This is a genomic window from Virgibacillus doumboii (genome assembly GCF_902806455.1).
GTDB classification, from domain to species: Bacteria; Bacillota; Bacilli; order Bacillales; family Amphibacillaceae; genus Lentibacillus; species Lentibacillus doumboii.
In genome coordinates this window covers 393,925-415,693 of the sequence record NZ_CADCWQ010000001.1, presented here as the reverse complement: position 1 = coordinate 415,693, position 21,769 = coordinate 393,925, and the positions used below count along the sequence as shown (strand labels likewise).

24 protein-coding genes are annotated in these 21,769 nt (G+C 43.7%); all 24 read right to left on the bottom strand.

Translation table 11 applies throughout. The features are described 5' to 3' along the window. Nucleotides 1–2: 2 nt before the first annotated feature. Nucleotides 3–1,007, bottom strand: coding sequence for an ABC transporter ATP-binding protein (locus G6R02_RS01970; RefSeq protein WP_164667594.1), 1,005 nt, complete (start codon nt 1,005–1,007; stop codon nt 3–5). 9 nt (nt 1,008–1,016) lie between these two features. Further along, on the bottom strand, nt 1,017–1,973 hold the full coding sequence (locus G6R02_RS01965) for an ABC transporter permease (RefSeq protein ID WP_164667593.1): 957 nt from the start codon (nt 1,971–1,973) through the stop codon (nt 1,017–1,019). A 2-nt stretch (nt 1,974–1,975) separates the two neighbouring features. Continuing rightward, the gene (locus G6R02_RS01960) at nt 1,976–2,908 is read right to left on the bottom strand and encodes an ABC transporter permease (protein WP_164667592.1); all 933 of its coding nucleotides are present in this window, start codon (nt 2,906–2,908) and stop codon (nt 1,976–1,978) included. A 139-nt stretch (nt 2,909–3,047) separates the two neighbouring features. Beyond that, complete coding sequence (locus G6R02_RS01955) at nt 3,048–3,875, bottom strand: M55 family metallopeptidase (protein WP_164667591.1); 828 nt, start codon at nt 3,873–3,875, stop codon at nt 3,048–3,050. A gap of 440 nt (nt 3,876–4,315) precedes the next feature. After that, complete coding sequence (gene murA / locus G6R02_RS01950; protein ID WP_164667590.1) at nt 4,316–5,647, bottom strand: UDP-N-acetylglucosamine 1-carboxyvinyltransferase; 1,332 nt, start codon at nt 5,645–5,647, stop codon at nt 4,316–4,318. 34 nt (nt 5,648–5,681) lie between these two features. Then, nucleotides 5,682–6,401, bottom strand: coding sequence for a YwmB family TATA-box binding protein (locus G6R02_RS01945; RefSeq protein ID WP_164667589.1), 720 nt, complete (start codon nt 6,399–6,401; stop codon nt 5,682–5,684). Nucleotides 6,402–6,536: 135 nt separating this feature from the next. Further along, entirely contained in the window at nt 6,537–6,770 is a 234-nt protein-coding gene (locus G6R02_RS01940; RefSeq protein WP_164667588.1) for a DUF1146 family protein, read from the bottom strand. 151 nt (nt 6,771–6,921) lie between these two features. Further along, nucleotides 6,922–7,317, bottom strand: coding sequence for a hypothetical protein (locus tag G6R02_RS01935; RefSeq protein ID WP_164667587.1), 396 nt, complete (start codon nt 7,315–7,317; stop codon nt 6,922–6,924). Nucleotides 7,318–7,393: 76 nt separating this feature from the next. Continuing rightward, on the bottom strand, nt 7,394–7,789 hold the full coding sequence (locus G6R02_RS01930) for a F0F1 ATP synthase subunit epsilon (RefSeq protein ID WP_164667586.1): 396 nt from the start codon (nt 7,787–7,789) through the stop codon (nt 7,394–7,396). Nucleotides 7,790–7,900: 111 nt separating this feature from the next. Beyond that, a complete protein-coding gene (atpD, locus tag G6R02_RS01925; protein ID WP_164667585.1) occupies nt 7,901–9,304 on the bottom strand; it encodes a F0F1 ATP synthase subunit beta in 1,404 nt (467 codons plus the stop codon). Nucleotides 9,305–9,343: 39 nt separating this feature from the next. After that, nucleotides 9,344–10,207 (bottom strand): ATP synthase F1 subunit gamma, encoded by an 864-nt coding sequence (gene atpG, locus G6R02_RS01920; protein WP_164667584.1) that lies wholly within the window; start codon nt 10,205–10,207, stop codon nt 9,344–9,346. Nucleotides 10,208–10,310: 103 nt separating this feature from the next. Beyond that, entirely contained in the window at nt 10,311–11,819 is a 1,509-nt protein-coding gene (atpA, locus tag G6R02_RS01915; protein WP_164667583.1) for a F0F1 ATP synthase subunit alpha, read from the bottom strand. 21 nt (nt 11,820–11,840) lie between these two features. Beyond that, nucleotides 11,841–12,383 (bottom strand): F0F1 ATP synthase subunit delta, encoded by a 543-nt coding sequence (locus tag G6R02_RS01910; RefSeq protein ID WP_164667582.1) that lies wholly within the window; start codon nt 12,381–12,383, stop codon nt 11,841–11,843. Then, entirely contained in the window at nt 12,380–12,895 is a 516-nt protein-coding gene (locus G6R02_RS01905) for a F0F1 ATP synthase subunit B (protein WP_164667581.1), read from the bottom strand. The genes G6R02_RS01910 and G6R02_RS01905 overlap by 4 nt, the downstream gene beginning before the upstream one ends. A 112-nt stretch (nt 12,896–13,007) precedes the next feature. Further along, entirely contained in the window at nt 13,008–13,226 is a 219-nt protein-coding gene (gene atpE, locus G6R02_RS01900; RefSeq protein WP_164667580.1) for a F0F1 ATP synthase subunit C, read from the bottom strand. A gap of 79 nt (nt 13,227–13,305) precedes the next feature. After that, a complete protein-coding gene (gene atpB / locus G6R02_RS01895; protein ID WP_164667579.1) occupies nt 13,306–14,028 on the bottom strand; it encodes a F0F1 ATP synthase subunit A in 723 nt (240 codons plus the stop codon). Between the two features lie 16 nt (nt 14,029–14,044). Then, nucleotides 14,045–14,419, bottom strand: a complete 375-nt coding sequence (locus tag G6R02_RS01890) for an ATP synthase subunit I (RefSeq protein WP_164667578.1) — start codon at nt 14,417–14,419, stop codon at nt 14,045–14,047. A 453-nt stretch (nt 14,420–14,872) separates the two neighbouring features. Then, complete coding sequence (locus G6R02_RS01885; protein WP_164667577.1) at nt 14,873–17,062, bottom strand: S8 family serine peptidase; 2,190 nt, start codon at nt 17,060–17,062, stop codon at nt 14,873–14,875. A 66-nt stretch (nt 17,063–17,128) separates the two neighbouring features. Beyond that, the gene (locus G6R02_RS01880; protein WP_164667576.1) at nt 17,129–17,386 is read right to left on the bottom strand and encodes a hypothetical protein; all 258 of its coding nucleotides are present in this window, start codon (nt 17,384–17,386) and stop codon (nt 17,129–17,131) included. After that, a complete protein-coding gene (gene wecB / locus G6R02_RS01875; protein WP_164667575.1) occupies nt 17,379–18,494 on the bottom strand; it encodes a non-hydrolyzing UDP-N-acetylglucosamine 2-epimerase in 1,116 nt (371 codons plus the stop codon). The genes G6R02_RS01880 and wecB overlap by 8 nt, the downstream gene beginning before the upstream one ends. Before the next feature lie 18 nt (nt 18,495–18,512). Next, a complete protein-coding gene (gene upp, locus G6R02_RS01870) occupies nt 18,513–19,142 on the bottom strand; it encodes a uracil phosphoribosyltransferase (RefSeq protein WP_164667574.1) in 630 nt (209 codons plus the stop codon). A 328-nt stretch (nt 19,143–19,470) separates the two neighbouring features. Next, nucleotides 19,471–20,706 (bottom strand): serine hydroxymethyltransferase, encoded by a 1,236-nt coding sequence (locus G6R02_RS01865; protein WP_164667573.1) that lies wholly within the window; start codon nt 20,704–20,706, stop codon nt 19,471–19,473. Nucleotides 20,707–20,727: 21 nt separating this feature from the next. Further along, nucleotides 20,728–21,270 (bottom strand): TIGR01440 family protein, encoded by a 543-nt coding sequence (locus G6R02_RS01860; RefSeq protein ID WP_425509058.1) that lies wholly within the window; start codon nt 21,268–21,270, stop codon nt 20,728–20,730. Nucleotides 21,271–21,318: 48 nt separating this feature from the next. Continuing rightward, nucleotides 21,319–21,762 carry a ribose 5-phosphate isomerase B gene (rpiB, locus tag G6R02_RS01855; protein WP_164667571.1) on the bottom strand — a complete coding sequence of 148 codons (444 nt, stop codon included), beginning with the start codon at nt 21,760–21,762 and terminating at the stop codon, nt 21,319–21,321. Nucleotides 21,763–21,769: the final 7 nt, after the last annotated feature.

Genomic DNA, 21,769 nt, shown 5'->3' with positions numbered 1-21,769 from the left:
CATTAGTTTGCTGTTGTGCTTTTCAAAAGCTGTTTTGCCCGTTCATCCTGCAGCCAGCAATCCACTTGATGGGACTCACTGAGCTCGGTATGAGCAGGGTAAACTTTATCACACACCTCCATGACAAATGGGCATCTTGCTGCAAAAGGACAACCCTGTGGAGGTGAGAATAAATCTGGTGGTGTTCCGGCAATCGGGGTTAATTTTTCCCCTTTCACATCGAGGCGCGGAACCGATTTTAATAACCCTTTTGTATAGGGGTGTTCCGGATTGTAAAAAATCTCCCTTCTTGTGCCAACTTCAACAATCTTTCCTGCATACATGACGGCAATCCGATTGGCAATTTTGGCAACCACCCCCAAATCGTGTGTAATCAAAATAATCGATACCCCCGTTTGTTCCTGAATTTTGCCAAACAGCTCAAGGATTTGTGCCTGGATCGTTACATCAAGCGCGGTTGTCGGTTCGTCGGCAATGAGCAGTTCCGGCTCACAAATTAATGCAATCGCAATGACGATCCGCTGCCGCATCCCGCCGCTGAACTGGTGTGGGTATTGCTTAAATCGTTCCTCGGGATTTGGAATACCTACCAGCTTCATCATTTCAAGTGCTTTTTCTTTTGCGTCAGCATGTGAGGTTTTATGATGCTGCTGCAGTCCTTCAATTAACTGAGTTCCAATCGTCAGTGTCGGATTTAATGCGGTCATCGGATCCTGGAAAATCATGGAGATATCAACGCCGCGGATCGACCGCATTTCTTTTTCCGGAAGGCGGGTCAGTTCTTTTCCATTAAATTCGATCGTTCCATTCGAAATTTTGCCAGGCGGATCGGGAATCAGACGCATAATCGCGTTGGATGTAACACTTTTCCCGCATCCGGATTCACCGACAATCGCGAGGGTTTCTCCTTTATTTACATGAAAATTCACCCCTCGTACCGCTTTGACCGTTCCGCCATATGTAGAAAATGTAACGTGCAGATCTCGAACATCGAGAATTTTTTCCATCTATGTCACCTACTTCCTCAGCTTCGGATCAAGTGCATCCTGAAGCCCGTCACCTAGTACGTTAAAAGCAAACATCGTAAACGAAATAAAGAAAGCCGGGAAAAATAATGTCCACCAGTAGCCGGATAAAATTGCCCCCAATGCATCATCTGCCATAACACCCCAGCTTGCGTATGGTGATTGGATTCCTAGCCCAAGAAAGCTCAGAAACGCCTCCGCGAAGATAGCAGTCGGTACCGTTAACGTCATCTGAACAATAATCGGACCCATTGTGTTTGGCAGCAAATTTTTACGGATAATCCGCCATGTTTTTGTCCCAAATGATTTGGATGCAAGAACAAATTCAAAGTTTTTAATTTGCAGAACCTGGCCGCGGACTATCCTGGCCATGCCGACCCACCCTGTCACGGAGAGCGCAAGAATAATGGTAAACAGGCTCGGTCCCAGGACAACGAGCAGTAAAATAACAACGAGCAAATATGGCAGCCCATACAACACTTCAATAATGCGCATCATAATTTCATCCGTTCGACCGCCTTTATAACCGGAAATGCCGCCATAAATAACCCCGATAAAAAAATCGATTAACGCAGCCACCAGCCCGACGGTCAGCGAAATTCGTGCACCGTACCATGTCCTGGTAAACACATCGCGCCCAAGCGAATCAGTGCCAAACCAATGTGCTGCTGATGGGGGCAGAAACTGGTTTGGTCTATCCTGTGCCCCTACAGAGTACGGTGACAGCATTGGGCCGATAATCGCCATAACGCCTAACAAAATTAAAAAAATCAGCCCTGACATCGCTATTTTGTTTTTCCTGAGGCGCTTCCACGCGTCCTGCCAGTAGGAAAGGGATGGTCTTGCTACGGTTTCCGCTGCCCCACGTTCTTTTTCCTTCCATTTAAACCATTCATCAGGTACATTGGTCGGAGAGTAGACTGCACGAGATTCGTTCGTTTGGTTCATCGTTATTCTCCTCCCTTTTTATGAATTTTGATGCGGGGATCAAGGATTCCATAGGCGATATCGACCAGAAACAATGTAACAATGAGAAATGCACTGTAAAACACCGTTGTCCCCATAATGACCGGGTAGTCCCGCTGGTTGATGCTTTCGATAAAATATTGACCCATTCCAGGGATGGCAAAGATTTTTTCAATTACAAACGTTCCGGTTAAAATACCAGCGAGTAATGTCCCCATAATTGTCACCACAGGCATTAACGCATTTTTTAACGCATGCTTAATAACGATCTTCCACGGAGAAAGTCCTTTGGCACGCGCCATTTTTATATAGTCCTGGGTCAGCACCTCAAGCATTGTCGACCGAGTCAGACGGGCGATGATTGCCATTGGCCCGGTTGCGAGTGCCACAATCGGCATGATCATATGTTTTGGACTCGCCCACGTTGCCGCCGGTAGAATATCCAACCAGACCGCGAACGACTGAATAAATAATGTCGCCAACACGAAGTTGGGTATCGATATGCCAAGGACGGCAACACTCATGGCAAAATAATCAATGAAACCGTTATGCCGTAATGCTGCCAGCACACCAAGAATTATTCCGGAGATGACAGCAGCGAGTATTGTATAAATACCGAGCTCAAATGAAACCGGGAAGCCCCGGCCAAGCAGGTCGTTTACCGTATCATTGGGCTGCTTAATCGACGGACCAAAATCAAGCGTTACGACGGATTTAAGATAAAGCAGATATTGTACATACATCGGTTCATCCAAATTATAATGCTCCATCAGGTTCTCCTGGACGGCTTCGGTTGTCGTACGTTCCTCGTTCAATGGTGATCCTGGTAAGGTGACCATCAAAATAAAGGTAAGCGTAACGATGATCCATAGTGTCACTGCCATAATAGTGAACCGTTTTAAAATATATCGAAACATGTCTTCCCCACTCCTTTAAGAAAAACTCGGCATCCGCCTCGTCTTTCCAGAGGTCAGAGGCCAGAAGTCGGTTTGGTAGAAATCGGCGAATGAGCCGTTTTCAGCATTTAAATATCGCCACAATTTATACTTTCTTACCCTATGAAGAAAAGGTTGTATTCATCGCAAGCTCGGTCATCACCAGCATAGCCTGATAGGCTTCGAGAATATCTTTTGCCTTGAATTCCACTACTGTTGTGCCCGGTCTTAATTCTGTTCCCGGCATGAGGTTTGCCCATTCGGCCTGACCGTGATTATTAAACTCGATTCCAAGTGTCGGAGTCACAGGCGGTGTCAGCGGTTTTACATGGTAGCGGTTCTCCAGCGCCTGCGTTACTTTTTCGGTCAGAAGTTCTCCTGCATTTTTCGGCGTCAGACTTTTCACCGATGAGCGGGAAATCGTTTCTTTTACCGCTGCCGTCGTGACATTAGGAATCAGCTCCTCAGCTTCTTTTGCCGCCTGATCATCGCCTGCAACCATTAAAATTGGCACCCCAAAATGCCCGGCAACATACGCGTTGAACCCGAGTTCCCCGATTGGATTATCATTTATGTAAAAATTCCTTACCGCATGTATCATCGCGTGCGACATCACGCCAAATTGGCCTGCACGGGCATGGTATCCGACAAACATCGCCCCCGCATATGTGTCGTCCAATCCCTGCATCATTGAAAGCGGTTTCACTTCACCGGTAATTAAATGTGCATCAGGGTGCAGCCGGTCTATTAAAATATTATTCATTTTGGAATGGCTGTCATTTACTAGAATTTCCGTACAGCCGGATTTGTACGCGGCATCGATCACGTAATTCGTTTCATCGGTCATAATTTTCCGTGCGCGTTCATAGTTATGTTGTTTATAATCGACATAGGTATAGTCCGGAAGTCCTGTTATGCCTTCCATGTCTACAGATAAATAAAGTTTCACAGTGTGTCCCCTTTTCGGAATTTTGTAATTTTCTTTCAATTCTAACATAAGAAATCTGAAATTCAATGATACATTAGTAGGATATTGTCGGGGTTTTTGCCTGACCATCTAGTTGGGTTTGTTGAGAGGAATAGATTGATATAATTGCGGATGTTTAAGTTGACTTTGACTATTTTGCTTTAAACTTTAGCGTTTTTGCGTTTATCTTTAGCGTTTTTGCGTTTATCTTTAGCGTTTTTGCATTCATCTTTGACGTTTACCATTTTGCAGGATATATCACATCATTTATTACCAGCACTTCATTTTCGAAAAAAGAACCAGCCGGCAGTCTATTTGTGGGGGCGTGTTCCGGCATATGGTACCCGTATTTTTTTCCAAAACAAAAAACAGGTGCTGTGGAACACCTGTTTTGTATGTTTCATATACTATTAATCCACTTGTCAGGAAAGTTCGGCGATGATGCTGTCGTCCTCGAGGGCGACTTCCTGTGCGAATGGATTTACGGGATCGCCGTTTTCATCGACGCGTTCGATGTCGGCACCTAATGCAGCTAATTTGCCGGCAAAGTCTACATATCCGCGGTCAAGATGTTTTAAATCAGTTACACGGGTGAATCCTTCTGCCCGCAGTCCTGCGAGGATAAGTGCGGCAGCTGCGCGCAAATCAGTTGCAGCGACTTCAGCTCCCTGCAAGTCTGTTGGGCCTTCAATGATTACACTGCGACCCTCGATTTTCATTTTGGCATTCATCCGGCGGAATTCTTCGACATGCATAAAGCGGTTTTCGAATACCGTTTCTGTTATAACACTTGTGCCATATGCGCAAAGCATTAATGACATCATTTGTGATTGCATATCGGTCGGAAACCCTGGATGTGGGAGGGTTTTAATGTCGGTGGCCTGTAATTTATCAGGTCCAATCACACGAATGCCGTTGTTTTCTTCAATAAAGGTGACGCCCATTTCTTCCAGTTTGGAAATAACGGAGCGTAAATGTTCGCTCACTGCATTTTCAAGCAGAATATTTCCTCCGGTTATTGCGGCTGCTACCATGAATGTTCCGGTTTCCACACGGTCCGGAATAATCGTATGGTCTGTGCCTTGAAGCTTTTCGACACCTTCAATGCGGATTGTTTCGGTTCCGGCACCGACTACTTTTGCTCCCATTTTATTAAGGAAATTAGCTAAATCAACAATTTCAGGCTCTTTTGCACAGTTTTCAATAATGGTTTTGCCTTCAGCGAGTGCAGCAGCCATCATGATATTTTCTGTTGCACCCACACTCGGCATATCCAAATAGATCTTGGCACCCTGGAGACGCCCATCTACTTCTGCTTCCACAAATCCGTTGCCAACGTGTACACGTGCGCCCATCGCTTCGAAACCTTTTAAATGTAAATCGATTGGGCGCGATCCAATAGCACATCCGCCCGGCATGGCGACTTTTGCATGCCCATAGCGAGCCAAAAGCGGTCCCAACACAAGTACAGATGCGCGCATTTTACGCACATATTCAAAAGGAGCTTCTGTTTTTATTGGCATTGATGCATCAACTGTTACGGTATTATTTTCAAAATTTACTTCTGCATTCATATTTCGTAGTACTTCATTGATTGTATACACATCAGCAAGGACAGGAACGTCGGTAATGACACTTTCACCTTCGCTTGCGAGAATGCTTGCAGTGATAACCGGCAGCACTGCATTTTTGGCACCTTCCACTTTGACAGTACCATTAAGCTGGTTCCCGCCTCGTACGATGATTTTTTCCATATTTCAAATCTCCTTATAATCCAATTTCACTATATTAATATTCAGTAATCAGGATAGGTGTTCCTATCGTCAGTTTTGTATTCCCGCTTTGGCTTTTTTTAATTGCCATTTGGAAATTCATGGGCTTATCCCCGATTTTCAATTTTTGATTCCACATGGGTGTATACCCGTATTTTATCTCTTTAATCATAGATTGTTTCAATGTATCATTTTGCGATCGTATATTTTTCAAGTTCAATAATTCTTTTACTCTATTAAAAAAATAAACACTTTTAATTTTATCACTTAATGTTGTTGTTAGACAAGCGAATTTTGTAGAATTTTCACCAAAAAACGCACTTTTTATTGAATTGAGCCTGGTAAAATACGTTTTTTCAATGGAATCGTTCCAGGAATTACCTTTCATCACGGCAATAAATTGTGCATCATACGCCTTGTTCTTCGGAATGACAACATTATAGTTTTCGCTCATATCATTCGTTTTATGAGCGTAACTAAAAGAATATTTTATAGTATTTTCATCTTCTGTGCTAGAGACCAAATGACTATTTTTTTCCCGGAGAATATCCATCAGCTGCTTAACTTTTTCTGCAGTCATCTGTTCTTTGATGGTCACCTGCCATCCGTCGATAGCCAGATTGTGTTCTGTTACCATTGCAGCCAGGTCTGTCATCTCTTCATTCTTGGTTATGCCAGCCGCCGTGCTGGTTGCAGTCAATATAATAATTATAAGTATTAGTACAATTCTTCTCATAAAAAAATCCCCCTTGCTCAACTATATAAATAGTATGAACAGGGAGATCGTGTATCATACGGTAAAAATCTATTAATTTATCGACATGATTTTTATGATAGATTTATAGGATTGCAGGCTGTGCGTTCCTGATGCTTAGAAAAGAAACATCAGATCCTGTGACCATTGCAGGAACTCGAGAAAAAATCTGCTGACGCCGGTTCCAATTGCAATTGTGATGAACATAATCAATATGCGTGCTTCCGTTTCCCGGCCTTTTCTAATTAACGGATCGAAATTTACGGTTGTAACGACTCTCCACGTAATATAAATAAAGATTAAATGCGATATCATACTTATTAGTGCTGTAATTCCAATTGATGAAGTCATGTTTTCCACACCTTGCTTTGTGATTTTTTCGCGACCGTTTTTACTTAAACGCTAATTGTTACTTTGCCATGTAAGCGGGCTGTTGTCAATAGTTTCGAGCTATGAGGGGCTGGCGTACACTAGTGTAAATATAAGTACCGTTGATGTCGATTCACCTTTGCTTGATGTCGGTCATTATTTTCATTTCCCGGGCAATATCGACAAAATAATTGTTGTGGAGTGGGATGATTTTGGGGCCGGACTGATGTTTGTGCTGTGGGGCGGACGTTTTTGCTCTTTTGCCGATGTTTTTGCTCTTTTGCCGATATTTTCCCTCTTCTGTCGATGTTTCCCCTCTTCTGCTGATATTTTCCTTCTTCTGCCGATATTTTCCCTCTTCTGCCGATATTTTCCTTCTTCTGCCGATGTTTTCCCTCTTCTGCCGATATTTTCCTTCTTCTGCCGATGTTTTCCCTCTTCTGCCGATATTTTCCTTCTTCTGCCGATGTTTTCCCTCTTCTGCCGATATCCACGTCGCCAGGCATGTCCATACAAAAAAACCCCTCATAACATACCGTTACAAGAGATTTTTCAGCAAGAACCAGCGCCCACAACAAAACCAGGGCGCTTTCATTCATTATATATTATTGAGCAATATCCAATCGGTTCATTGCTCGTTTGAGTGCTAATTCTGCCCGTTGGAAGTCGATATCATCCTGTTTGGTCTGGAGGCGTTGTTCTGCCCGTGTTTTTGCTTCTTGGGCGCGATCGACATTGATATCTGAAGGTTTTTCTGCAGATTGAGCAAGAATTGTTACTTTATCTGGTGTTACCTCCAAAAATCCTCCATTCACAGCAAGCAGTTCTGTATCATTTGCACGCTTTAGACGCACAGCGCTTATTGATAGCGGAGCAACCATTGGGATGTGGCCTGGCAGGACACCAAGCTCCCCATTTTCTGCTTTACAGCTAACCATATCGAAACTATCTTCCAATACTGGACCATCAGGAGTAACAACACTCACATTTAGTGTTTTCAATGTAACCCCTCCTCGAGACAGGTAAATAGCTGGATGAAAATTTTCTTAGCGGGCTTCGGAAACTAATTCCGTAATATCGCTATATTTTCATCCAGTATTATGTCCTCGTTATTATTCCATATCTTTTCCTTTTTCTACTACTTCTTCGATGCGTCCAACTAAGCGGAATGCATCCTCCGGCAAATCGTCATGCTTGCCGTCAAGGATCTCTCTGAATCCTTTTACTGTTTCGCTTACAGGTACATAGGAACCTTTTTGTCCTGTAAACTGTTCAGCAACGTGGAAGTTTTGTGAAAGGAAAAATTGGATACGGCGTGCGCGGGCAACCGTCATTTTATCCTCATCAGAAAGTTCATCCATACCCAGAATTGCAATGATATCCTGCAATTCTTTATACTTCTGAAGTGTTTGTTGAACTTCACGTGCTACTTCATAATGTTCACTGCCAACAACTTCCGGGTCCAATGCGCGGGATGTTGATGCCAATGGATCCACTGCTGGGTAAATACCTTGCTCTGATAATGAACGGTCAAGGTTTGTTGTTGCGTCCAAGTGAGCAAATGTTGTTGCAGGTGCAGGGTCTGTGTAGTCATCGGCAGGTACATAGATAGCCTGAATTGATGTTACAGAACCTTTATCTGTTGTTGTAATACGTTCCTGTAATTGTCCCATTTCAGTTGCCAATGTTGGCTGATAACCAACGGCAGATGGCATACGGCCAAGCAACGCGGAAACCTCCATACCTGCCTGGGTAAAACGGAAAATGTTATCAATAAATAATAGAACGTCCTGACCTTGTTCATCACGGAAGTATTCTGCCATTGTCAAACCTGTCAAGGCAACACGCATACGTGCACCTGGTGGTTCGTTCATCTGACCGAATACCATCGCTGTTTTTTCGATAACTCCTGAATCTTTCATTTCGTAATACAGGTCGTTACCTTCACGTGTACGCTCACCAACACCAGCGAATACGGAAATACCGCCATGTTCCTGAGCAACGTTATTAATAAGTTCCTGAATTAAAACGGTTTTACCAACTCCGGCACCACCAAACAAACCGATTTTACCACCTTTTGTGTATGGTGCTAACAGGTCAACAACTTTGATTCCAGTCTCCAGAATCTCGGTTTCTGTTGTAAGGTCTTCAAATTCCGGTGGCTGGCGGTGAATTGGGTCTCTGCGTGTGCTTTCTGGTAACGGTTCGTCAAGATCGATATTTTCACCCAGTACGTTGAAAACCCGGCTGAGTGTTTCTTCACCGACCGGTACTGAAATAGCTCTGCCTAAATCTTGTACTGGCGTTCCACGCTTAATACCATCAGTTGATGACATTGCGATTGTACGTACAGCATTATCACCAAGATGAAGCGCGACTTCAAGTGTAAGTTCACTTGGATTATCTTCATCACCTGTTTGGACAGTTAATGCGTTATAAATATCAGGGAGCTGGCCTTCGTCGAATTTAACGTCAACAACAGGTCCCATGATTTGTGTAATATGTCCTTTGCTCATCGATTTCCCTCCTATCTGACTTTCGTACGGCTTAAGAAGCTATTCGAGTGCTGCTACTCCACCAATTATTTCGGTAATTTCCTGTGTGATTGCTGCCTGGCGTGCACGGTTATAGGATAATGACAAGTCGTCAATAATCTCTTCTGCATTATCAGATGCACTGCTCATTGCGGTCATCCGTGCTGCATGTTCACTTGCTTTACTATCCAAGAGTGCTCCGTAAATTAAGCTTTCAGCATATTGCGGCAGGAGAACCTCAAGGATTTGTTCCTGATCCGGCTCATATTCATACTGACTGCTTCCCTTACTTGCCTGGCCTTCAATACTGGTAATCGGAAGTATTTGTTTCGATGTAACAACTTGCGAAATTACACTCTTAAAATGGTTGTAGTAGATATGCAGCTCATCAACTTCTTCATCAGTAAACATTTGCACTGTTCCCGATGCAAGTTTTTTAATATCTGCAAAGCTGGTCTGGTCAGCCAGTCCAATAATACTTTTACCTACAGGCATGTTGCGTTTTTTGAAAAATTCGTACCCGATTCGTCCAATGGCAACGATTGTATATTCATCTGTTGAGTTATGGCGCTCGTTAATCGTCTGATACACTTTTCGCAGTACACTGCTGTTAAATGCACCCGCCAAACCCCGGTCAGATGTAATGACAACATAACCCGTCTTTTTGACATCGCGGTGCTGGAGCATCGGATGATTCGAATTTTTGCTGTGCATTGCAATACCTGATACTACTTCCTGCATTTTTTCACTGTATGGAACAAACGATTTCGCGTTTTGTTCTGCCTTATTTAACTTGGAGGCAGAAACCATTTCCATCGCTTTCGTGATCTGTTTCATCTTCGTTGTCGAATTAATACGATTTTTAATATCTCTAAGTGATGCCAAGCTTTTTCACCACCCTTTCGTAACAGAGGTCGGAGGTAAGAAGTCGGAGGTCGGAATCGTTCCAACCAATATACCTTTAAGAACTCTGTTTAAATCTGATTATTTATTCTGATGGTAGGAATGTTTTCTTAAATGATTCCACTGCATCGTTCATATCTTCTGCTTCCGCCAGTTTTCCTGTTTCACGGATTGTTGAAAGCAGTTCTTTACGATTTTCATCCAGCCATAGATGGAATTCACTTTCAAAACGTGTTACATCATCTACTGGAACATCATCAAGGAATCCTTTTGTTAATGCATATATAATCATTACCTGTTTTTCAACAGCCAATGGTTCGTGCAAGCCTTGTTTCAACACTTCTACTGTACGTGCACCACGGTCAAGCTTAGCCTTCGTTGATTTATCAAGGTCTGAGCCAAACTGTGCGAATGCTTCCAGTTCACGGAATGAAGCCAGGTCCAGACGTAATGTACCGGCAACTTTCTTCATCGCTTTAATTTGTGCTGATCCACCAACACGGGATACGGACAGACCCGGGTTAATCGCTGGACGTACACCAGAGAAGAACAAGTCTGATTGCAAGAAAATCTGACCGTCTGTGATGGAGATTACGTTTGTAGGGATATACGCACTGATATCACCTGCTTGCGTTTCAACAAATGGCAGTGCAGTTAACGAACCGCCGCCTTTAGCATCACTTAACTTCGCAGCACGTTCCAACAGACGTGAGTGCAGGTAGAATACATCCCCTGGGAATGCTTCACGGCCTGGCGGGCGACGAAGTAATAGTGAAAGTTCACGGTATGCTGCTGCCTGTTTGGATAAGTCATCATATACAACCAATACGTGTTTACCGTTGTACATGAATTCTTCACCCATTGATACACCTGCATATGGAGCAAGGTATAGTAATGGTGCAGGGTCTGATGCACCCGCAGATACCACGATTGTATTATCCAATGCACCATGACGGCGGAACGTTTCAACCGTACCTCTGACAGTTGATTCTTTTTGACCGATTGCTACATAAATACAAATCATATCCTGATCTTTCTGGTTTAAGATCGTGTCAACCGCTACAGTTGTTTTACCTGTCTGACGGTCCCCGATGATAAGTTCACGCTGTCCGCGGCCAATAGGTACAAGCGCGTCAATCGCTTTAATACCTGTCTGTAATGGTTCATCAACTGATTTACGATCCATTACGCCTGGTGCAGGAGACTCAATTGGGCGAGTCTTTGCAGTTTCAGCTGGTCCTTTACCATCAATCGGCTGGCCAAGCGGGTTAACTACACGTCCAAGCAACTCCTCACCAACTGGTACTTGCATAATTCTGCCTGTGCGACGAACTTCATCGCCTTCTTTAATTTCTGTATATGGGCCAAGGATGATAATACCAACATTATTTTCTTCAAGGTTTTGTGCCATACCCATAACACCGTTTGAAAATTCAACAAGTTCTCCGGCCATAATATCGTCAAGGCCGTGAGCACGTGCGATACCGTCACCGATTTCGATAACCGTGCCGACATCACTAACTTCAATTTCCGAGTCATAGTTCTCGATTTGCGTCTTTATAAGACTACTGATTTCTTCAGCTTTGATGCTCATACCATTTCACCCCTATCTTCATTAGTTTGCAGTTACGATATTCCGTTCGATTCGTTGCAGTTTTCCTTGAACAGTTCCATCAAAAATTGTGTTACCAACCCGCAGTTTAACGCCACCAATCACGGATGGGTCGACAACATTTTCAAGCTTGATCGATTGTTTGTTCAAACGCTTTGCAAATGTTTTCTCGAGCTTTTCAATTTCATTGTCGGAAAGCTGGCGAACAGAATATACGGTTGCTTCTGCAATTCCTTTCGCATCATTTATTAAGTAGATAAAATGGTCAATAATGGATGGAACGCTATCAATGCGATGACGATCCAAGAGAATTTTCAATGTGTTTACAACATCATTTGAGAAGCTTTTGAATGCTTCGTTAATCAACTGTTTCTTTTTCTCATTATTAACACGAGGATGCTTCAGGAATGTAATCAATTTATCGTCATTCTTAAAAACTTCTGCCAGAACGCGGAATTCTTCAGCGAGCTGTTCCGTTTTTCCCTGTTCATTTCCAAGCTGGAAAAGAGCATCTGCATAACGTTTAGCTACTACTTCTGCACTCATCGCTCTTCTCCTACCTCTTTAATATATTCGTCGATCAGTTTTTCCTGATCCTGTTCACTGATTTCTTTTTCAATAACTTTGCTTGCAATCAGCACGGATAATGATGCCACTTTATCCTGCAGTGCCTGGATTGCTTTTTCTTTTTCGTTTTGAATCTCATCTTGTGCTGATTCTTTAATGCGTTCTGCTTCGTTACGCGCAGATTTGATAATTTCCTCCTGCTGCTTCACGCCAGCATTCTTTGCATCTTCTATAATCTTTTGTGCATCTTGTTTTGTCTGTTTTAATTGAGCTGTGGCTTCCTGTGAGGCACGTTCAGCTTCTTCACGGCTTTTCTCAGCTGCTTCAATTTCACTGGCAACATATTCTTCACGTTTTTGCATCATTCCCATTAATGGGCCCCATGCAAATTTACGCAGCAAAACAAGTAAAATGATGAAAGTTATCAGTTGGACCAGCATATCTCCAACGTTGAGTCCGCCGATTGAAGCATATATAGTGAATGCTTGCACAGAATTCACTCCTTTCACATTTATAAATGGGTTTTAAAACTATTTTGTGACTTGTACGTCTTTTTCCGCATAAACAACGGCGAAGTTATTCTCCGCCACTTTTTCGAGTTTTTTATTGACCCATTGCGATAAATGCGATAACAACGGCGATGATCGGTACAACCTCAACCAAACCTACACCAATGAACGCAGTAGTTTGCAGTTGACCTTTCAATTCTGGTTGACGAGCAATACCTTCTACTGTACGACTGAAAATAAGACCGTTACCGATACCTCCACCGATAGCGCCAAGTCCTACTGCGATTGCAGCTGCTAAAATACCTAAACTCATTATAAATTCCTCCTCAAAATATATGTGGTTTTACTAAATTGAAATCCTGTTTTAACAGGTTAATTCCCGATGAAAATAATTAATGTTCTTCACTTACTTTGTGTGCCATGTAAACCATGGTTAAGATGGTGAAAATAAATGCCTGAATTGCACCCACAAAAATACTGAATCCTTGCCAAGCAAGCATTGGGATTATTCCACCCAGGAAACCAAGTGCACCTGATGCCATTAAGCCTGCCAACATTCCAAGCAGAACCTCACCTGCATAAATATTACCAAACAGTCGTAAGCCTAATGTCAGGGAGTTCGCAAATTCCTCAATTATTTTAATTGGTGCAAACAGTGGGAATGGTTTCAGGAACTCTCGGCCATACGCTTTTCCCCCACGAAGTTTTATTCCATAATAGTGGGTTAATAGAATAATCATCAGAGATAGAGTCAAGGTTACGCCAGGGTCTGAAGTTGGTGATTTCCACCATAATTCATGCCCGAATGTTGCCATTGTAATAACCCCAAGCATGTTACTGACAAAAATATATGTAATTAATGTCAGCCCCAATGGAAGGAACAGCTTTCCTACTCTCCACTCCATCGTGTCGTTAATCATTCCCCTGACAAAGTCAATGATCCACTCCATTACGTTTTGTGCACCTGCAGGCTTCATCTGCAACTTCCGGGATGCCAACAGGCAAAGAACAAATACAATTGCTGATGAGATTAGTATCATCAACACATTTGACATATTGAAATCAAGCCAGGCTATCCCAAATAAATTTTCATACATTGGTGCTTCATGATCCACACTTTTCACCCCGCTTTCAATCATTACGTTTTAATTCAAACACCAAAAAATCTATTATAATGACCAAATAAGATGTCATTAATCCGATTATTACAGCAAACAAGTGAAAATAGGCTTCATATTGGAGTGCTATAATTATTGCAAAAGCAACAGCGGCCAGTCTGGCAAAGTAACCTACACCCCTTGGTTTCTGCTTTCTCACTACAGCTTCACCCAGGCTATCCATCTTCTTTTGCAACAACCATAAATTGTAAAAGCTTACGGTACTTCCTAGTAAAAGTCCGAGGAAAATACGTGGATACGGTGTAAAACCAGCTCCAAGTACTATAATTGCGAGAAGGTAGAACATCCACTTGCGCTGACGAGTGATCATACTTTCATAATTCGACATGATTTGACTCTTCCCCTGTAATTTTGAGCATATTAGGTTCTTTCATAAATAGCAGCTCCTTCAGTGGAAAAGAGCTTTGATCTGTCGGATATGTCCTCATGGCAAACCAATTCTTTGCCAAAAATGGAAGTGAGGAAAATCACTGCTGGTGTAAAATAATTTTGATATAAATAAGGAGTTTTCTACTAAAGAACATAATTATATCAGTATATACTGAAAACCTTATCATTCCACACTAAGCAAGTTTACATTAGCCATACCCCATTGTCAATTAGTACGCGAGTTAAAATACAATTCCATCTGCTGGCAATTTTACACAGATTTCAGAAAGCATTTTCGGTAGTTTTATCGGATTGCTGACATATTGAAATTGAGGTGTTTCTATATTGTATTATAAATGAAATTACCTCCTTATTTAATGACGATTCTGTGAACGGAAATTTGACAAATTATTTAAGGAATATAAACCTCGGTCTGGTAGCTTTCAATCGTATCATTTTCCAGATAAACAGTAATTATTGCCATATATTTACCCGGTTCGCCAAGTTCCGACTTTTTAAAATAACCTTCATTCATGCCCACCTGGACATCCTCCGTTTTTAAAAATGTCCGTTCATACATAAGTGTGTCAGGGTTATAAAGTCTGACTTCAACACGTTCTGCTGGATCAGTCAAATAGAGATGATAGACATAATTGTCATTGGAAAAAGGCTTTAAGGAAAATTCAAATCCCATCGCTTTTGGATAGTTGGCAGACTCATTAACAAACAAATATGGCAGATGGTACCGCTTATTATCCTGAGTCAAAGCCAGCCAGCCCTGATGAATTCCTTTCTTTAATAGTGTACTGTTTACGCTCAGTTCGATAGGGACTTTTTTTGTTTCACCCTTTGGAATGGTAAATTCCATTGGCAGGTTCCAGCCAAGCCCCTTTTGTTTTTTCGGGATATCGAAGCGGTATGTTTGGGCTTCGGTGGAAGTATTTTTAACTTTTAATTCGATTGTTTTCGTTTCCCGGTAATCAGTTATTTTGCCGTATGACAGTAATGGGTTTTGGATGATTGTTGGCGTTTGGATTGCTTTTTTTGGCTGAATTTCACCCATTCCCTGGACGATTGGAGCAAATGGCTTTCCTTGTTGGTTATTTACTCGGGCAGCGGTCGTTTTTAATGCACCGGTAAGCTGCCCGATTGTCCAATCTGGATGCGCCTCTTTGAGCAACGCCATTGCCCCGGTGACGTGCGGAGCGGCCATGCTTGTTCCCTGAAGCTCCTGATAACCGGCCGGAACAGTACTCAAAATATTCGCGCCCGGTGCGGTAACTTCCGGTTTCAAATCCCAGTTGACTGTGACAGGACCACGCGAGCTGAAATCGGCAATTGTTTGTTTAGTCTTTTGATGCTTTGTTTCCATATAGATGGTATTGTTTTGAGCGTTTTGGACCAGCCACCCGCCAGATTGTTTTGATATACCGGCAACAGGTATCGTGATTGGCTCTTTTCCATTGGCAATGGAACCCTGAAAATTACCCGGCTTATTGTTATAAATAAGAACTGCCTCTGCCCCGGCATCCTGTGCCCGTTTGGCTTTCTCGTAAAAGGGAGTTTTACCCCGCTTCATTAGTGCAATTTTCCCACGAACATTTTCACTGCCGATCGGGACAACTTGCTGATCCCGTGTAAAGTCCCACGGCTCTGAACCTGCCATTAATGCAAGCGGGATTTTTTTATCCTCCAGTGAATGATACAGAAAGGGAATTGTTTGCGGATTTGCTGATGCACCGACGGAAAGGGCATTTGTTGCCGTTGCCGGTGAACCAACCGTCCATTTCCCCGGACCATTGTTGCCATTCGCGATGACAACTGCCACACCTAGCTCGACGGCACGGTTAACAGCAACACTTGTCGGAAAATCCGGTCCGTTCACCGTATTACCGAGCGAAAGATTAATGATATCCGCACCATCGTCCACCGCCTGCTCCAATGCGGCAACCACCTGGACAGACGTACCCGTTCCACCGGGACCGAGCGCACGATACGCATAAATATCCGCATCCGGAGCAACGCCTTTCAGCTTGCCGTCAGCAGCAATTATTCCAGCCACATGTGTCCCGTGCATGGTTGGAATACCTTGTGTTTTGGTCGTTTCCATCGGATCATCATCAAGATCAACCAAATCGAAGCCGGCGACGTAACTTTCAATGAGGTCCGGATGGTTGTAGTCAATTCCTGTATCGATAACAGCAACCTGTACCCCTTTTCCGGTATATGTAGTATTGTTAAGCGCAGCCGGAATGACTGAATTTTTGCTTGTCTTCAGCGCAGGTTCGAGTTGAGTTTTATATGTGGTAACGGGATGGACAGCTTTGATAAATTCAAGCGACTCCATTTTTTCCAGTCTTTCAGGAGCAGCCTGGAGCGCGAGCCCATTAAAAAGCGTGTTATATACAGCAACCACATCAACGTACGGGTAATATGCTTCAAGATGCTTTTTATGTTCAGCCGGGTCACCTTCCACTTCGATGATGATGGATGCTTTTTTATCATTAGCTGCGGGATTCGCAACGGATGGAGTGGCGGATATTGCTGTTGGCAAGATGGTAATTGTGAGTAATAGTATGAGTATAGCCAGGAAATAACGCATCGTGAAGGTCCCCTTTTTGCATGGATTGTATACTTATTATCCTTTGTAAAAAAGCGGGAAATCATACTATTTATGTGAAGCGTGATGATATGGGGTTGCATTGGGTGCGCTGAATTGGCGGTGTTGAGGGGGGTCGGGTTGATATTTTTGCTGTGGGGTTGATGTTTTCGCTGTCGGGCTGATGTTTTTCCTCTCGGGCTGATGTTTTCGCTCTTCAACCGTTGTTTCTGTTCTCTGCCGATACTTTTCCTTTTCTGCTGATGTTCCCGCTCTCCAATCAAATAAAGGATTCAGCGACCAGCTGAATCCCACCTTCTTATTCATTAAAATATTCTTCTATTGCGTCGGCAATTCTTCTTGAAGCTTCACCGTCACCATACGGGTTGGAAGCTCTTGCCATTTGCTCGTGTGCTTCATCATCGCTCAGCAATTCATTGGCAAGATCAAATATTGTATCCTCGTCAGTTCCGGCCAGTTTCAATGTACCCGCGTCAATTCCTTCCGGGCGTTCGGTCGTATCACGCAGAACAAGCACCGGCACACCAAGTGATGGCGCTTCTTCCTGCACCCCGCCTGAATCAGTCATAATTAAATGGGAGCGGGCTGCGAAATTATGAAAATCTACTACACCGAGCGGTTCAATCAATTGAATGCGGTCGTCATCACCCAAGATTTCGTTTGCTGTCTGCTGTACAACCGGGTTGAGATGGACCGGGTAAATAACCTGTACATCATCATGTGTTTCAACAAGGCGCTTGATTGCCCGGAACATTTGCTGCATATTGCTCCCCAGATTTTCCCGGCGATGTGCAGTCATAAGTACCAGACGTTTATCCCCGAGTGCATCAATTATCGGACTGGAATAATCCTTATCGACAGTTGTCTTCAATGCATCAATTGCTGTATTTCCTGTTACAAAAATACGGTCGGCTTGTTTGTTTTCTTCCAAAAGATTGTGCATCGATTTATCTGTCGGTGCAAAATGCAGATCAGCCATTACACCAGTCAGCTGACGATTCATTTCTTCCGGATATGGTGAATACTTGTCCCATGTTCGCAGGCCTGCCTCGACATGACCTACTGCAATCTGGTTGTAGTAGGCGGCGAGAGATGCGGCAAAGGTTGTTGTCGTGTCACCGTGCACTAGGACAATATCCGGCTCGGTTTCCTTCATCACTTCGTCAAGTCCTTCGAGCGCGCGAGTCGTAATCTGCGCCAGCGACTGTTTTTTCTTCATAATGTTTAAATCGAAGTCCGGGGTGATTCCAAAAATAGCCAGGACCTGATCGAGCATTTCACGATGCTGTGCGGTAACGGTCACGATTGGTTCAAACACATCCGGTCGTTTTTTCAGTTCCAAAACAAGCGGTGCCATTTTAATCGCTTCCGGTCTCGTCCCAAATATTGTCATCACTTTAATACGTTTACTCATTATACTTCCACCTTAGCATTATTTTGTTCCAAATAAACGATCTCCAGCGTCACCAAGGCCTGGAACGATATAGCCTTTTTCGTCCAGCTTTTCATCCAAAGCGGCTAAATAAATGTCAACATCAGGATGTTCTTCCTGGATTACTTTCACGCCTTCTGGTGCAGCAACCAGGCACATCAGGCGAATCTGTTTTGCCCCGCGTTTTTTCAAGGAATGAATTGCGTCATTCGCTGATCCGCCTGTCGCAAGCATCGGGTCGATTACGATCAGTTCACGTTCTTCAATGTCTGAAGGCAGTTTTATATAATACTCCACCGGCTTTAATGTTTCCGGATCACGGTACAAGCCAACATGTCCGACCTTTGCTGCCGGAATCAGCTTGAGCATGCCGTCAACCATGCCAAGTCCGGCACGAAGAATCGGTACGAGGCCGATTTTTTTACCGGCGAGCACTTGTGTTTGTGCTTCCATTACCGGGGTGTTGATTGTTTTATCCTGAAGCGGCAGATTTCTTGTAATTTCAAAAGCCATTAACATGGCAACTTCGTCAACAAGCTCACGAAACTCTTTGGTACCTGTGTCTTTTTCCCTTATGTAGGTTAGCTTATGCTGAATTAACGGATGATCCAGTACATGCACTTTTCCCATTTCGCCGATCACTCCTTATTATTAATTGCATCTTACAAATTGTACTGAAAAATGGATGAGCTTTCAAGTGATGGCCTGTGAAAATGGGTTCTCCGGTTAGGGTCATTGTTTGAACCCCGGGTATTGTTTTTTTTACAGTGACTTTAGCGATTTCAAACGGAACTTTAGCGTTTTTGACTTAATCTTTAGCTATTTCTTTGTGAACTTTAGCGTTTTTGGTTCAAACTTTAGCGTTTTTTAGAATTACCCATTCCCGACGCTTAATCGACAGCTTGACCTTCGCTAACTACAAAAAAGGACGCTCCCCCAGGGGAACATCCTCCTCAATTTAAGCGTACAGCGGAAATTTACCGGTTAAATTCTCAACGCGCTTTTCCGCTTCACGCAATGCTGCTTCGTCTTCATGGTTTTTCAATGTGAAAGAAATGATTGAAGCGATTTCTTCCATTTCCGGTTCTTTGAAGCCGCGGGTTGTGACAGCTGCGGTCCCCATGCGGACACCGCTTGTTACAAATGGGCTTTCGGTATCAAAAGGAATCGTATTTTTATTTGCGGTAATACCGATGTCGTCGAGCACTTTTTCGGCTGCTTTACCGGTTAATTCAAGCGGTGTAACGTCAAGCAGCAGCAAATGGTTGTCAGTTCCGCCTGAAACGATGCGGATTCCTTCTTTTGTCAGTGCTTCGCTGAGTGCTTTTGCGTTGGCGATGATTTGTTTGGAGTATTCCTTGAAATCATTGGACAGCGCCTCTTTAAATGAAACTGCTTTTGCTGCAATAACGTGCATCAATGGTCCGCCCTGCATACCCGGGAACACGGATTTATCGATTTTTTTCGCAAATTCTTCTTTGCAAAGAATCATGCCGCCGCGTGGTCCGCGCAATGTTTTGTGTGTTGTTGTTGTAACAAAATCAGCATGTGGAACCGGATTGTCATGTAATCCTGCTGCAACAAGTCCGGCAATGTGCGCCATATCAACCATCAAATACGCATCAACAGCGTCAGCAATTTCACGGAATTTGGCAAAATCGATTTCTCGTGAATATGCGCTGGCACCTGCAACGATCAGCTTCGGTTTTACTTCTTTTGCTTTTTCCAAAACAGCAGCATAATCAAGCTGCTCCGTTTCCTGATCAACACCGTAGTCAACGACATTGTATAATTTACCGCTGAAGTTCACCGGGCTGCCGTGGGTCAAGTGACCGCCATGGTTCAGGTTCATTCCAAGCACCGTGTCACCTGGATCCAATACCGAAAAATAAACTGCCATATTTGCTTGAGCTCCAGAGTGTGGCTGTACATTGGCATGGTCAGCACCAAACAGTTCTTTTGCCCGATCGCGTGCAAGATTTTCCACAACATCGACATGTTCACAGCCGCCATAATAGCGTTTGCCCGGGTACCCTTCAGCATATTTATTTGTCAGTACGGAACCCATTGCATCCATAACTGCAACTGATACAAAGTTTTCCGATGCGATGAGTTCTATTTTCTCCTGCTGCCTTGTTTTTTCAGCATGCATTGCTTCATATAGTTCGTGATCTACTTTTTTTACCTGATCCATTTGTATTCCCCCTTGAGTTAGTTAAGTGCATTGATTGTTTGCTGCGATATTCTCATATACAGCGCGCTTGCCGCCAATCAGTTTCGGCCGGGTTCGTGCAGCGGTTACCCGGGCGTTGCCGATCATGCGCTGGTCAAATCGGAGCGGAACAGCGACACGCTTCAGATGCATGCCAATCATTGTTTCGCCGATGTCCATTCCGGCATCGGCCTGAATAGTTTCCACTACGACCGGATTGTCCATATTTTTATAGGCAAAAGAAGCCATCGAACCGCCTGCTTTAGGAACCGGGATGGCGGAAACCTGCTCAAGCCGGTGCAGTTGCATCGTTTCTTTTTCCACGACAATTGCCCGATTCAGGTGTTCACAGCACTGAAATGCAAGCCGGATGCCGGTTTCTTCTTTGAGGTTTGACAGCGCTTTAAAAATAACTGCAGCAACCTCCTCGCTGCCTGATGTACCAATATGCTTTCCGGCGACTTCACTCGTTGAACAGCCAATGACAAAAATGACTTCCTTGCCAAGATGTCCGCTGGCAACCCATTCCGAATGAATAGCTTCCATATCTTGGTGGACCTGATTCAATAAATCTGCCATAATTGGTCACCTGTCCTATTCCTTACTTTCGTATTCGGTAACTTTGCCTATCCGGTTTGCATGACGGCCGCCATCAAATTCAGTTTCAAGCCATGCTTTGGCAATTTCGCGTGCCGGGCCCGGTCCGATTACACGTTCACCCATGGCCAATACGTTGGAATCGTTATGCTGACGGGTTAATTGCGCGCTGTAAACATCATGGACGAGCGCACAACGGACACCCTTTACCTTATTTGCAGAAATGGACATGCCGATTCCCGTACCGCAAATAAAGATGCCGCGGTTGAACTCACCATTGGCGACACGTTCGGCTGCCGGCAGTGCATAGTCCGGGTAATCCACTGATGTCTCACATGAACAGCCTGTATCTTCATATTCAATATTCATCTCATCGAGCAGATTTTTCACTTCATTACGAATGGTCATGCCCGCATGGTCTGCTGTTAAAATAACTTTCATCTTATGT